This is a genomic window from Pedobacter sp. SAFR-022 (assembly GCF_051965375.1).
Taxonomy (GTDB): Bacteria; Bacteroidota; Bacteroidia; order Sphingobacteriales; family Sphingobacteriaceae; genus Pedobacter.
The window spans coordinates 1,227,293-1,240,970 of sequence record NZ_JBQCME010000001.1; the positions used below are offsets into that span (position 1 = coordinate 1,227,293).

Genomic DNA, 13,678 nt, shown 5'->3' on the forward strand with positions numbered 1-13,678 from the left:
AGGCGATAATGCTAAGCGACGATGAGTTTTGAAGTTATTGCAATTCTGTTCCATGCGTTGATGGTCACAATGGCCATGATGATCTGCGCCAATTCTTTCTCTTCAAAAAATGCTGCGGCTTTAGCGTAGGTTTCATCTGAAACATGATTGCTTATGCGGGTTACTTCTTCTGTTAGCGCCAAAACCGCTTGCTCCTGAGCTGTGAACAAAGTTGTCTCGCTCCAGGCATTCAAAAGATATAAGCGTTGTTCGGTTTCTCCAAGCTTGCGTGCATCTGCTGAATGCATGTTAAGACAAAAGGCACAGCCGTTGATTTGTGAGGCTCTCATTTTAATGAGTTCGAGCAAGATGGGGTCTATCTTACTTGTCGATAGATATTTTTCTAGTGCAAACATGGCCTGGTATGCTGCCGGCTCTACTTTCTGGATGTTAATTCTGCTTTCCATGACTTTGATTTTTAGTTCGATTCAAAGGTCCGCAGTCAGGGCAAGAAAAAACTTAATGTAGTTTAAGAAAGCAGGGATGAGCGCATAAATCTCTGATTACTTCTTTGCACGGATTTTACTTAAAAATTCCGGTGTAAAGCCCAAATAGGAGGCGAGCATGTACTGTGGTACCCGTTGTACAAATTCAGGAAAGGAACTGCTGAAGTTGGTGTATCGTTCTTCGGCGGTTTGGCTATAAAGGTATTTGATTCGAATTTGGGAAGCCTGATGTAACTTCTGGTAGATCAACCTGAAGTATTTCTCCATTTTTGGAAGCTTTTCAAACAGTTCGTCATAATGTTGGCGATCTATTACGATAACTTCGGTAGCTTCTGCAGCCTGGATGTAGAAATCAGAGTGTTTCTGAAAGAGAAAACTGGTTAGATCTGAGATCCACCAGTTTTCAATTGCAAACTGCGTGGTTTGTTCAGCACCTTTGATGTCTATGAAATACAGCCTTAAACAGCCTTTAACTACAAAGTAGTTGGCGCGGCAGACATCACCAGCCTCATGTAGAAATGCTTTCTTCTTAAAAGAAGCGGTTCTCAGCATATTTCCAAGAACCGCCTGTTCCTCGTCATTCAGGCTGGTAAATTTATGGACGTGGTTAAAGAGTGGATTGTACATACGGCTGTTTGGCCTTAAGTTACAGCTTTTTCACCATCACGTTAAAATCTACACCTGCAACCGGCATTTTCTTCCACTCGGTGCCTTGGTACCGGTAAGTGCCGCCGTTGAACAAGCCTATCGAGAATATTGGATTATTTCCTGGTTTGGTGTCCAGGAACTCGATAGCTACCAGGATATCGCCCTTGGCTTGGATGTCATATTTAGCAAGGTCTATGTTCATGCGGCTTTTGCCTGCAGGGATTTTAGTGAGGATCGGGCCTTTAGCAAGGTTCTCTGTTGGTTGTTCCTTTTTAAACTGGTACACATTCACCTTGATGTCAATCGGCTCTTGTTTGCTGTTCTCGACACCAAAATCCAGGCTCAACAATTGAACATTCTTGCGACCAGCATTCATTTTGATGCCGATCTGATGTCCCCTATTTACGGCGAAGCTGGTGTTGCTGGTGCCGGTACGTGGTTTATTGCCGATCCTTTTGGTTTTGTCCTGCGCCTGTGTGGTAAGGCTGAACATTGAAAGCGCAATGATCAGGAATAGTGGAAATTTAGAAGTAAACGTTTTCATCATCATGTTTTTAGGTATGACGAAGCAAACAGGAGATTAGTTGCAGGCTAAGGTAAAAATATCTGTTAAGTTTTGCTTTTGAAAGCGCAGAAGTAACTATTGTACAGCACTTTTGAAAAACAATTCGAAAAATCTTTCGTTAATAATAGTAAATAATTATATTTAGATATGGCCGCGAAAAAGGGACTCTACAACCCAGATAAATTGACTAACAAGAAAGTAAACTCGAAGGTAGGCTCCTCTAAAGGTACTACTGGGCAGGCAGTCACATCAAAGAGCCATTCTAATCAATTATTTGAAGTTGAAGTCTCCTACCGAAATACAAGCCGAGCAGTTAGTTTGTTGAATTCATATAGGAAAGCCTTTAAATCACCAGTAGAAAAACTAACTACAATTAAAAAAGGGCTAGAGGCGCATGCAATTAGTGACTTGATCGAAATTACTGGAGCGACGCAAGCCACCGTGGCAAGTATTCTAGATCTTACAGAACCGACATTAAGGAAGCATATAAAGACCGGAACTGAACTTAACACAGGGCTTAGTGAACATATCCTTCAGCTCTTTCAGCTTTTCGACAAAGGAATGGATACGTTTGGTTCACTTGAGGAATTCAAGAGTTGGATGTCCCATGAAAGTATTGGGCTTACCGCTCGCCCAGTTGATTTACTAGACACAATTACAGGTATCAACATGGTCATGGATGAGTTAATCAGAATCGATTACGGCATCACGGTCTAGGAATGTTGGTCTATAGAATCACTCAAACTAAATATGCAAATTCATTAAATCCACCAGGTACAGCTGCACGTTGGAATTCAGCTGGCGTCCGAGTATTATATACAGGTGGAAGCCTTGCCTTGTCTTGCCTTGAGTCGCTTGTTCATAAAAATGGTGCGTCAATGTCTACAGGTGATTTTTCTGTTAGCATTATTAGTATAGATGATTCAATTTCAATCGAAGAGATTACCATTGAAGAACTTCAACATCTAAATTACGACTGGACAGCCATTGTAAATTACCCCATCACGCAAGAACTTGGGGAGAAATGGATTTGCGGAGGAAAGTCTGCCGTTTTAAAGGTTCCATCAGCGATCATCGACTTAGAATATAACTATCTATTAAATCCAGAACATCAAGCGTTCTCTAAAATTGAGATCGTTAAAATATCTAAATTCACGTTTGATCCAAGGCTAAAAGCAAATCCCTAAAAAGACGTTGTAAAAACTTATATTCCATAATTTAGGTTTTTCTTTGCATATGCTTCAACCCATAAAAATACTTCAGGCTTCGGCCGGGTCTGGCAAGACCTTTAGCCTGACGGTACATTATCTTACCTTACTCTTCAGCGCTGAAACGAAATACCGCGAAATCCTAGCTGTGACGTTCACCAACAAGGCTACCGAGGAGATGAAGACCAGGATACTGGAGGTGCTACAAGGGCTGGCAACCGGTGATCATTCCGGTAAGATTCAAGCTTACCGGGAATTGGTGCTGAAAGCGCATCCAAACTTAAATCCCCATAGTCTTCGTGAAAGCGCCGATATCATCTACCGCAAGATTCTGCATGATTACAGCCGCTTTTCGGTAAGCACCATTGACGGCTTCGTACAGAAGGTGATCCGCGGTTTCGCTTTTGAGCTTGGACTGGATTCTGGCTACGCGCTGGAAATGAACTATGATAAGGTAAAAAATGAGCTTGCCGACAGGCTGGACAAGGCATTAGATACGCAGCCACAATTACTGCAATGGATCATTGATCTGGCACTAGAACGCATAAACAATAATACGAGTTGGAACTATCGGAGGGAGTTGCTGGATCTCAGTAGCGAGATCTTCAAAGAGCGTTACCAGCCCTTTGAACAGGCTATTGATTCGCTTTCTGAAGTCGTTGATCTGGATGAACTGTTTAAGGATTATCAAACCCTCACCCGCGAGAACATCCGGCAGTTTGAAGAGTCCCTGTTGCGGCTTGCTAAAGACGGATGGGAGCTTTTCAATGTACTGGATGTGGATACGAACATGCTTAAGGGCAAGTCACGTTCTCCGCTGTTTAACCTGAAGCGTGTCGCAGAAGGGGATTTTAGCAAGGTGAGTAACCTCGGAAAACTGATCGACGACCCGGAACAATGGTTTCAGAAAGGGCTGAGCCATGAGTTGTATGACCAACTGAACCCTTTATTGAAGCAGCTGCAGGAGCATTACTCAGCTGGGTTGGCCGAATATGTGCTGGCGCAAAGCTTTAATAAAAACCTGTACTACCTAAGACTCATGCAGGAGATGGCGGCTTTGCTGAAAAGCTATCGTGATGAAAGCAAAAACCTGTTGATCAGCGATGCACAAAACCTGCTTAAAGGCATTACCGATGATGCTGGCGATAATCCATCCTTTATCTGGGAGAAGATGGGCGGGCGGTATAAAAACTTCTTGTTCGATGAATTTCAGGACACTTCATCTAATCAGTGGGGCAGTTTTAAATCGCTCTTGAGTAACGCGATTGCTTCACCAAGCAACACGCTGATTGACCACCTGATTGTCGGGGATACCAAACAATCCATTTACCGCTGGCGTAATGGCGACTGGAACATCCTGCACCAGCAGGCGAAATTGGAGCTTGGTGCACATAATGTTATGGACGACAGTCTGGAAGAGAACTACCGAAGCACGGAGAACATCATCAACTTCAACAACAGGTTGTTTAAGGACCTGCCGGAGGTGCTGCAAAGACAGCTAAACAATACCATAGATTGTCAGGAGGGGAATGTGGACCTGCCGGATTGGTGGCAACAACAGGGCTTTGACCGCATTGTTACCGATGTATATGCTGGCGCTGCGCAGAAGCTTACGCCGAGAACCTTAAAAGGAGGAACCATAAAGTTCCAGGTGATTAAAAATGATGCACTGGGTAATCCGGTGACGAAGAACAATTATACGACAGAGGCCATCAGCCAGATGCTGGCAGAAGTAAAGCTGTTGCTGGAAGAAAGGCAGTACAAACTTCGCGATATCTGTGTGCTGGTGCGGAAGAATGCTGAGGCGGTAGCTGCAGTAAAGGCCTTGCTGGAAAATGGTATCCCTGTAATTTCCGGGGAAGCATTGCTGCTGGCAAATAACAGTTCCATCAAGCTGCTGCTGAACACGCTGAACGTGCTTGCTGGCCTGCCTTCCAATACGGGCTTGTACAAAGCAAACTGTATTAGTCTTTATGCCCGGCTGCAAGGTCGCCAGGTAGAGACCTCACATTATTTCGCCTTGAAGTTTAAGACGCTGGATCAGCTTACGGCCGTATTGCCGGCCGACTTATGTCTGAATTGGCAAAGCTGGATACAGCAGCCTTTACCAGAGCTGATCGAACGCATCATGCGCGCCTATGGCCTTGATCAGTTGGAGGGGCATCTGCCATATCTGTTCGCTTTCAGGGACCTTTGCGGGAACTTCACCCGACAGGGGGAACGCGGCATAACTGCCTTCCTGAGATACTGGAATGAGGAAGGGGCAAGGAAGACCCTGCCGTCTTCGGAAAACGCTGATGCGGTACAGGTGGTAACCATACACAAAGCAAAAGGCCTGGCCTTTAAAGCCGTGTTGCTGCCATTTTGCAACTGGGATATCAATGGTAAAACCAACAGCATCTTTTGGGTGCCAGCTGAAGGTACGCCATACCACCATTTACAAAGCATTCCGCTGAAGTATAATAAAGAACTGGGTAATTCAAGTGTGGCTAAGCCGTACTTTGAAGAGTTGCTTTTCAATAACATGGATGCATTGAATATGCTTTATGTGGCAACCACGCGCAGTAAAGAATACCTATACATCAGCACCATGGGAAAGAAAACGGATTCCATCACAAACATCGGTGATCTGCTGATCAAGGTGCTGGAATTTGATCTTTCAGCAGAAGGCAGTTATGTACTGGATGAGGTGGTGGATTCCAAAGACGAAGGGGAGGTACTGAAACCTGCCATCAACCTGAAGGTTTACCCGACATCCGACCGGCTGAGCCAGGTGTTTGATGCAGATCTAAAACGCCGGGATTTCGATCTGCTAACCGGTAACACGGCGGGCCGTACGGGAAGTATCCTGCATGATGTGCTGGCGAATGCAAATACAGCGGAAGAACTGGATGCTGTACTCGGCAGTATGCTTGCCGCAGGGAACTTTAAGGCAGAAGAGCTGCCGCAGCTGAAGGTGCAAGCCAAAGCGGTATTGAAAAATCAGGAGCTGCAGCAATTGCTGGCGAACAGCACACAAAGTTTAACAGAACAGACCATTATTGATCGTCAGGGCAAGAGTTACCGGCCAGACCGGGTGCTCATCAATGAAAAAGGCCTGATGATCATCGATTATAAATTTACCATGGAGCAGAGTGATAAACATATTGAACAGGTGACGCATTACCGCGATCTGCTGTTGGATATGGGGTATAAAAACGTGCAAACCTATTTGTTTTACGCCGTAACCGGGAAATTAAAGCAAGTATGAAGGCCTTTTTAAAAGAAGTAGCGGAACATTTGGTATCGGAACTGGGCGACCAACTACAGCATTCAGCAATCGTGTTTAACAATAAACGTCCGGTTGCTTATCTGCAGAAACACCTGGCAGATATTATTCAGAAGCCTTTCTGGAGCCCCGCCTTTTATACCATACAGGAATTCTTTGCCTTATCTGCAGGTTTAAATCTAGCAGATGCATTTACACAGTTTTTTACTCTTTTTAAGGTGTACAACAGGCTGGTGATTGCAGAAGGTGGGCACCCGATGGAACCTGCTAACTTTTATCCTATTGCCCGGATCATCTTGAGTGATTTTGCGCAGATAGACAATGATCTGGTGGATGCAGTGAAGCTTTTCCAGGAGTTGGAGGATATCGCAGAGATCGACCTGCAGTTTGATTACCTGACCTTGGAGCAGCAGGAATTTCTTCGGAGCTTCTGGAGCTCGTATTCGGAAGGTAAACAGAAAAAACAGCAGGAACAGTTTATCCGTATGTGGCGCAGAATGCCGACGCTTTACGAGGAGTTCCATGCCGAACTTCGGGAGAAAGGTATGATCACCATCGGGCAGGTGTACCGTCAGCTGGCGGAAGGCCGACCCGCAAAGCCCGAGTTTACCGACGCTTTTGCTGCCGGTAAACTGGTGTTTGTCGGTTTTAATGCGTTAAGTCAGGCGGAAGCTGTAGTATTCAGGAGATTGCAGGAGCAAGGTAAAGCAGTGTTTTACTTCGATACGGATACCTACTACATGAAGGATAAGTCGCAGGAAGCGGGTTTGTTCCTTCGGAAGAACCTGGAGCGAAATGGCTTGTTAAATGCTTTTACCCAGGAGCGCTCTTTTTTAAAGGCGACAAATAAGATAGTGAACGTTTATCAAACACAGGGTCATGCTGCGGAAGCTAAAGTGCTGCATGAGACCCTGCAGCAGGACTATCCGCTGTTGCAGGATGCGCAGCATGCCGGACAAGTGGCCTTGATCCTGGCGGATGAAACGTTGTTACTACCGGTGCTGCAAACCATTCCTACACAGTACCATGATGGGCAGAAGAACCATAAGGTGGACCTGAATGTAACCATGGGTTATCCGCTTGCCGCCTCTTCGGTATATGGCTTGGCGGATCTCTGGCTTTGTGTGCAGGCACAGATGATCGAGGGGAAAAAGGATACGGTGAACTTCAAGGAAGTGGAAGCTTTCCTTTCCCATCCGCTGACTGGCGCTTCTGAACGCAGCAGGAACAAGATCATGGATAAGCTGATTCTGGAGCAGCTGGTGGAAGTGCCGGTTTCCAGGTTAATTGGTCAGAAGGGTTTGCTGGCACTGTTCTTTAATCCGGTGAAGCGGGTAGAAGATGCTACACTGGCTTTTCAAGCGGTGATAAAATATATACTGGAGCTGCAACTGGCACAGAAGACCTTGAAACAGACCGAAGCAGACCTGTTTATTGCTACCTTAAAGGAGCTGAACAGACTTCATGATACCTTAACCGAACACCTGCAGATCTCCAGAGCGGGATTCTCGCTGCAGTTTGTGCTATCGCTGATCCAGAAAGCAGTTCAGGGCATCTCGGTACCATTAAGCGGGGAACCACTCGAGGGCATCCAGGTGATGGGTTTGCTGGAAAGCAGGAACCTGGACTTCGAGCACATCTATGTGCTTGGGGTAAACGAAGGCATTCTGCCGCAGACCAGCATTGCGACGAGCTTCATTCCAGACAGCATCCGCCGTGCACATGGTTTACCGGTCATTGAGAACCTGGATGCCATATCTGCGTACATGTTCTATCGACTGCTGCAAAGGGCGGAAAAGATCAGCCTAGTGTATAACGTGCAAACGGATGAAAGCAACACTGGTGAGCCGAGCAGGTTCTTGCGGCAGCTGGAATATGAGAGTGGCTATCAGTTCAACTACTTCATTCATCAGCAGGAAGTTGCCACAGAAAACAAGGTTCCAGTGATGATCAAGAAAGACCCTGAAGTTATGGGGCTTTTAAATAGATATTTAACTGGTGAAAACCGGTTGTCGGCAAGTGCATTGACCACCTACGTGACTTGTCCGCTGCAGTTCTTTTATCGTTATGTTGCCAAGATTGAAGAACCAAAAGACGTGGTGGAAAATGTGGAAGCTAATGTGATCGGTTTGATGCTGCACTGGGTGCTGGAAACCTTTTACCGGGATCTGCTTAAAACGGATGCCATGATGACCAAAGAACGGATCAGCGACAAGCGGAAAGAGCTGGCCAGGTTGTGTGAACGGGCTTATGCGAAGATTGTTTTCAATGATGATCAGCATCAGGTTGAACATAATGGCATGCAGAAGGTGGTGCTGGCGATTGTTGCGGCTTACGCCAACATTGTGCTGGATCAGGATGAAGCGCATGCGCCGTTCCGCCTGCTTGGGCTGGAGAAAAAGGACGAGATCAGCTTTAAGTTTAAGGTGAAAGGAGAAGAGAAAACCATCCGTCTGCATGGCATTATTGACCGCATAGACGAGAAAGACGGCATGATCCGCATTGTGGATTATAAAACAGGCAGTGATGACCTGCGCTTCAATACCCTTGAAGATGTGTTTGAAACGAATGGTAAAAAGCAGAATAAGGCATTGATCCAGACGCTGTTCTATACGCATGTTTTTGAGCAGGCTAATCGCCATGCGAATGTAGAACCACATTTATATAGCATCCGTAACTTACGTACGGAAGGCGCGTTGTTTATGGAAGGTAAAGCGAAGATGCCGCTGGAAGGTGAAAGGCTTGAAGCCATAAAGCAGCAGTTTATCGCCTTGCTGCAGGATAAACTCGGAGAGCTGTTCAATGACGAGATACCTTTTACACCGACTACAAACGAAGAAAGTTTCACTTATTCACCTTATACCACGCTATGTGGTATGTAAAAATACAGTCATGTTACAAACAGCAATCCCCATTCTTGCATCGCTGGACGCAACGCAGACCATCGACTTCTACACAGGTAAACTTGGCTTCAAACTGGAGTCACAATGGGATGGTTATCTGATCTTTTCGAAAGACGAGATCTTCATTCACCTTTGGGCAACAACGGACCCGGAAGTGCCTAAAGCCACCGGTTGTTACATTCGGGTAATGGAAGTGGATGCGCTTTTTGCGGAATACGATGCGCAAGGTGTGGTACATCCGAATGGGCGTTTAGATGATATGCCATGGGGTATGCGGCAGTTCTCGATACTGGATAACAATGGTAATATCATCCATTTCGGGCAGGATAACCGCCTGTAATTGTAATTAAAACACTACTTTATAATTAAGTTACAATAGTTATATTTGCGCCAGTTAATACTTGAATAAACAATGAGAGAAATTCAGTTTAGAGAAGCCTTGCGTGAAGCCTTAAGCGAAGAGATGCGTAAGAACGAAAACATTTTCCTTATGGGAGAAGAGGTTGCGCAATATAACGGTGCTTATAAAGTTAGTCAAGGTATGCTTGATGAGTTTGGTGATAAACGTGTTATCGACACGCCGATTGCTGAGCTAGGTTTTACCGGTATTGGCATTGGTGCTGCAATGAATGGATTGATTCCGGTTATTGAGTTTATGACCTTCAACTTTTCTCTTGTAGCGATCGATCAGATCATTAACAGTGCTGCGAAGATGCTTTCCATGAGTGGTGGTCAGTTCTCCATTCCAATTGTTTTCCGTGGCCCGACTGGTAACGCTGGTCAATTGGGTGCACAGCACTCCCAAAACTTTGAAAACTGGTATGCGAACACTCCTGGATTAAAGGTTGTTGTTCCATCTACACCATATGACGCAAAAGGATTGTTAAAACAAGCCATCCTTGATCCGGATCCAGTGATCTTCATGGAGTCTGAAGTGATGTACGGTGATAAAGGTGCAGTTCCTGAGGAAGAGTATTACCTGGAGATCGGTAAAGCGAACGTGGTAAAGGAAGGTACTGACGTAACCATCGTTACTTTCGGTAAAATGTTAAGCCGTGCGGTGAATCCTGCAGTTGAGGAATTGACCAAAGAAGGCATCAATGTAGAGGTGATCGACTTACGTACGGTTCGTCCGATCGACTATGCAACCATCATCAACTCTGTTAAGAAAACCAACAGATTGGTAATTGTTGAAGAAGCATGGCCATTAGCGTCTATCTCTTCTGAGATCGCGTTCAATGTTCAGAAAAATGCTTTTGATCATTTGGATGCTCCGGTATTGCGTATCACTTGCGCTGACGTACCGCTTCCATATGCGCCGACTTTAATTGCTGCAAGCTTGCCTAACGCAGAGCGTGTGATCAAAGCAGTTAAAGAAGTTATGTACATTAACAAATAGTATTCTTAAAGAACTAAGATAAAAAATCCCGTTGGCGAAGAGCTGCGGGATTTTTTTGTTTTCACAAATCGACATGAGTCAACATTCAAACATCATTGCTGCGGAGCTTGGACTGAAGCCGCAACAGGTTAATGCAACCATTACCCTTTTAGATGAGGGTGCTACCGTTCCTTTTATTTCACGTTACCGGAAAGAGATGACGGGCAGTCTGGATGAGGTTCAGGTGGCGGGTATCCGCGACAGGTTCCAGCAGCTGCGTGAACTGGATAAACGTCGCGAGGCGATCCTGAAAGCACTCACGGCGCTGGACAAGCTGAGCCCAGAATTGAAACAGCAGATCAATGCAGCGCTTACGATTACGGAGATCGAGGATCTTTATCTTCCATATAAGCCTAAACGTAAAACCCGGGCTTCTGAAGCGCGTAAGAAAGGACTGGAGCCTCTGGCTTTAACCATCCTGGAGCAGCAGCAACTGAATCCGGATATGGAAGCAGCAAAGTTTATCAATGCAGAACTTGGTGTAAACAACGCGGAAGGGGCTTTGGCAGGTGCAAGGGATATCATCGCTGAGATCATCAATGAGCATGCAGAGACCAGAACGGCCATGCGCGAATACTTTAAACAGAAAGCGACCTTTAAATCTACTGTGGTAAAAGGCAAGGAAGAGGAAGGCATCAAATATAAGGACTATTTCGACTGGGAGGAGCCTCTGAAATTGGCACCTTCGCACCGTGTGCTGGCGATTCGTCGTGGTGCGCAGGAGGGCTTTTTGAAGCTCGACATTATGCCGCCTGAGGATGGCGCGATCAGCATTCTGGAAAGGCAGTTTCTGAAGGGTAAGGGCCCGGCGGCGCAACAGGTGAAGCTGGCAATTGCAGACTCATACAAGCGACTGCTTGGCCCTGCGATGGAAACTGAGATCCGCAACTTCTCTAAGGAGCATGCAGATGAAGAAGCTATCCGCGTATTCGCGGAAAACGCCAGACAGCTCTTGCTTGCTGCACCTATGGGGCAAAAGCGGGTATTGGCTATTGACCCTGGATTCAGAACAGGCTGTAAGGTGGTGTGCCTGGATGAACAGGGCAAGCTGCTAGAAAACACAACGATATATCCGCATACTGGTCAGGGCAACGTGGCTAAAGCAGCTGCTACGCTGAAAGACCTGTGTGTAAAGCACAACATTGAAGCGATTGCTATTGGTAATGGTACTGCAGGCCGCGAAACCGAAGCGTTTGTGCGTGGCTTGAGCCTGGAAAACGTGCTTGTAGTCATGGTGAATGAAAATGGAGCCTCCATCTACTCCGCTTCAGAAGTTGCAAGAGAGGAGTTCCCGACGCAGGACATCACCGTAAGAGGTGCTGTGTCCATTGGCCGCCGTTTGATGGATCCATTGGCAGAGCTGGTGAAGATTGACCCGAAGTCGATTGGCGTGGGGCAGTACCAGCATGATGTGGATCAGCAGAAGCTGCAGCAGTCGCTGGATGATACTGTGATCAGCTGCGTGAATGCTGTAGGTGTGGAGCTTAATACGGCCTCCAAGCAGGTGTTGTCTTATGTTTCAGGACTAGGTCCACAGTTGGCACAGAACATCGTTTCTTACCGCAATGAACATGGTGCGTTTAAAAACCGCGAGAGCCTTAAAAAGGTGCCCCGCCTGGGCGATAAGGCCTTTGAACAGGCTGCGGGCTTCTTAAGGATCCGCAACGCGGAACATGCGCTGGATGCCAGTGGCGTGCACCCGGAACGTTACCCTTTGGTGAACAAGATGGCCAGAGACCTGAACTGCAGCGTAGCGCAGCTGATGAAAGACCCTGAACTGCAGAAGCAAATCAAGCCCCAGCAGTACCTGAACGATGAGATTGGGCTACCAACCTTAAATGATATTTTAAAAGAACTCGCTAAGCCTGGCCGTGATCCAAGGGAGCAGTTTGAAGCTTTTGCTTTCACTGAAGGGGTGAATGAGATCAGCGACCTGAAGATTGGCATGAAGCTGCCCGGTATTGTCACCAACATCACCAATTTCGGTGCTTTCGTCGACATTGGCGTGCATCAGGATGGTTTGGTACATACCAGTCAGCTTGCAGACCGCTTTGTAGCCAACCCGAACGATGTGGTTAAGGTGAGCCAGCGTGTTGAAGTTACGGTAACCGAAGTAGACGTTGCACGTAAGCGTATTTCGTTGTCTATGCGTACCGGGCAAGCTGGTGCTGCAAAGAGCGGCAGAGATAAAACGCAGAGCAGCCCAAAAGGTGGTTCATCGAAGTCCTCAACACCGGTTGCAGGATCTAAGCGCCCGGCAGGAAAAGCAAATCCAAAAACAGCGCCTGCGAAAGCTGCAGGGACAAAAGCAAAGGAAGCCGATGGCGATTTGCAGATGAAACTTGCAGCCTTGAAGGACCTGTTTAAAAAATAATTACCCCAGCTCTATTTGTCTGCGGATACTTTCCTCGAGGGATATGAGGGTTTCGGTACGTTGGATACCTTCCACGGCCTGGATCTCTTCGTTTAACACATGTCTGAGGTGGGAAGTATCCCGGCAAATGATCTTCGCGAACATGCTGTAAGCACCAGTGGTATAATGTAACTCGACCACTTCCTTGATCTTGCTCAGCTGATTTACCGCATCTTTATACTGAATACCCTTTTCCAGGTAGATGCCCAGAAAGGCGCAAATGTCGTAACCCGCTTTTTGTGGGTCAATGATCAGGTGTGAGCCCCTGATGATGCCCATTTCATGGAGTTTTTTCATTCTAACGTGTATCGTTCCCCCTGAAACGATCAGATCCTTAGCAATTTCCGTGTAAGGTTTCGTAGCATCCTGCATGAGCTGTTTGAGGATCTCAATGTCTAGATTATCAATTTCTAAATTTTGGCTTTCTTTTTTTAGCATCGTTTAAGAGATTAATTGCATAAAGCTAATGTAATTATTAAAATTGTAATAATAAAAATAAATCATTATAATATTTGCAACATAATGGAAGTGTTGTTACATTTGTATCAAGCAAGACGGAAAAAATAAACGTTCTTTTGAAAACTTGCTCTTATCCTGTTGGGTGGTGGAACTGGCAAACACACCTCCTTGTCTCGGTGGCGGAGAATCTGGAAACCCGTAAGGGCTAACTACTCCTTGAAGGTTCGACTCCTTCCCCAACAGCTGTTTTTTATGAATATTAGTTAACCAAAAAGAGCGACCCGATCCGGG

General features: G+C 46.1%; 11 protein-coding genes and 1 tRNA gene. 8 read left to right on the forward strand and 4 right to left on the reverse strand.

The genetic code is table 11. The features are described from left to right. Nucleotides 1-11 precede the first annotated feature (11 nt). The 3 genes from ACTHQF_RS05380 to ACTHQF_RS05390 form a co-directional block, all read right to left on the reverse strand. Entirely contained in the window at nt 12-446 is a 435-nt protein-coding gene (locus ACTHQF_RS05380) for a carboxymuconolactone decarboxylase family protein (protein WP_440428885.1), read from the reverse strand. A gap of 96 nt (nt 447-542) precedes the next feature. Next, nucleotides 543-1,112 (reverse strand): Crp/Fnr family transcriptional regulator, encoded by a 570-nt coding sequence (locus ACTHQF_RS05385; RefSeq protein WP_440428886.1) that lies wholly within the window; start codon nt 1,110-1,112, stop codon nt 543-545. Between the two features lie 19 nt (nt 1,113-1,131). Further along, nucleotides 1,132-1,683, reverse strand: a complete 552-nt coding sequence (locus ACTHQF_RS05390) for a hypothetical protein (RefSeq protein WP_440428887.1) — start codon at nt 1,681-1,683, stop codon at nt 1,132-1,134. Nucleotides 1,684-1,845: 162 nt separating this feature from the next. Between ACTHQF_RS05390 and parS the strand changes: the two genes are divergently transcribed. The 7 genes from parS (at nt 1,846) to ACTHQF_RS05425 (ending at nt 12,889) form a co-directional block, all read left to right on the forward strand. Then, nucleotides 1,846-2,415: a type II RES/Xre toxin-antitoxin system antitoxin gene (gene parS, locus ACTHQF_RS05395; protein ID WP_440428888.1), complete on the forward strand. Its 570-nt coding sequence runs from the start codon at nt 1,846-1,848 to the stop codon at nt 2,413-2,415. Between the two features lie 2 nt (nt 2,416-2,417). Next, entirely contained in the window at nt 2,418-2,885 is a 468-nt protein-coding gene (locus tag ACTHQF_RS05400) for an RES family NAD+ phosphorylase (RefSeq protein WP_440428889.1), read from the forward strand. Nucleotides 2,886-2,934: 49 nt separating this feature from the next. Continuing rightward, nucleotides 2,935-6,156, forward strand: a complete 3,222-nt coding sequence (locus ACTHQF_RS05405) for a UvrD-helicase domain-containing protein (protein ID WP_440428890.1) — start codon at nt 2,935-2,937, stop codon at nt 6,154-6,156. Then, entirely contained in the window at nt 6,153-9,056 is a 2,904-nt protein-coding gene (locus tag ACTHQF_RS05410) for a PD-(D/E)XK nuclease family protein (RefSeq protein WP_440428891.1), read from the forward strand. The genes ACTHQF_RS05405 and ACTHQF_RS05410 overlap by 4 nt, the downstream gene beginning before the upstream one ends. A gap of 10 nt (nt 9,057-9,066) precedes the next feature. Beyond that, complete coding sequence (locus ACTHQF_RS05415; RefSeq protein ID WP_440428893.1) at nt 9,067-9,417, forward strand: bleomycin resistance protein; 351 nt, start codon at nt 9,067-9,069, stop codon at nt 9,415-9,417. Nucleotides 9,418-9,489: 72 nt separating this feature from the next. Further along, complete coding sequence (locus ACTHQF_RS05420) at nt 9,490-10,476, forward strand: pyruvate dehydrogenase complex E1 component subunit beta (protein ID WP_440428894.1); 987 nt, start codon at nt 9,490-9,492, stop codon at nt 10,474-10,476. Between the two features lie 73 nt (nt 10,477-10,549). After that, on the forward strand, nt 10,550-12,889 hold the full coding sequence (locus tag ACTHQF_RS05425) for a Tex family protein (RefSeq protein ID WP_440428895.1): 2,340 nt from the start codon (nt 10,550-10,552) through the stop codon (nt 12,887-12,889). Here the strand turns inward: ACTHQF_RS05425 and ACTHQF_RS05430 are convergent, their stop codons facing one another. After that, nucleotides 12,890-13,366 (reverse strand): Lrp/AsnC ligand binding domain-containing protein, encoded by a 477-nt coding sequence (locus tag ACTHQF_RS05430; protein ID WP_440428897.1) that lies wholly within the window; start codon nt 13,364-13,366, stop codon nt 12,890-12,892. It lies immediately after the preceding gene. 157 nt (nt 13,367-13,523) lie between these two features. On the opposite strand from ACTHQF_RS05430, the gene ACTHQF_RS05435 reads away from it, so the two are divergent. Beyond that, nucleotides 13,524-13,630, forward strand: a tRNA-Asp gene (locus ACTHQF_RS05435). The last annotated feature ends 48 nt before the right edge of the window (nt 13,631-13,678 follow it).

Excerpts from the sequence above, each read along its gene's own strand:
- ACTHQF_RS05380 (WP_440428885.1), bottom strand. The coding sequence starts at position 446 with ATGGAAAGCAGAATTAACATCCAGAAAGTAGAGCCGGCAGCATACCAG.
- ACTHQF_RS05385 (WP_440428886.1), bottom strand. The coding sequence starts at position 1,112 with ATGTACAATCCACTCTTTAACCACGTCCATAAATTTACCAGCCTGAAT.
- ACTHQF_RS05390 (WP_440428887.1), bottom strand. The coding sequence starts at position 1,683 with ATGATGATGAAAACGTTTACTTCTAAATTTCCACTATTCCTGATCATT.
- parS (WP_440428888.1), top strand. The coding sequence starts at position 1,846 with ATGGCCGCGAAAAAGGGACTCTACAACCCAGATAAATTGACTAACAAG.
- ACTHQF_RS05400 (WP_440428889.1), top strand. The coding sequence starts at position 2,418 with ATGTTGGTCTATAGAATCACTCAAACTAAATATGCAAATTCATTAAAT.
- ACTHQF_RS05405 (WP_440428890.1), top strand. The coding sequence starts at position 2,935 with ATGCTTCAACCCATAAAAATACTTCAGGCTTCGGCCGGGTCTGGCAAG.
- ACTHQF_RS05410 (WP_440428891.1), top strand. The coding sequence starts at position 6,153 with ATGAAGGCCTTTTTAAAAGAAGTAGCGGAACATTTGGTATCGGAACTG.
- ACTHQF_RS05415 (WP_440428893.1), top strand. The coding sequence starts at position 9,067 with ATGTTACAAACAGCAATCCCCATTCTTGCATCGCTGGACGCAACGCAG.
- ACTHQF_RS05420 (WP_440428894.1), top strand. The coding sequence starts at position 9,490 with ATGAGAGAAATTCAGTTTAGAGAAGCCTTGCGTGAAGCCTTAAGCGAA.
- ACTHQF_RS05425 (WP_440428895.1), top strand. The coding sequence starts at position 10,550 with ATGAGTCAACATTCAAACATCATTGCTGCGGAGCTTGGACTGAAGCCG.
- ACTHQF_RS05430 (WP_440428897.1), bottom strand. The coding sequence starts at position 13,366 with ATGCTAAAAAAAGAAAGCCAAAATTTAGAAATTGATAATCTAGACATT.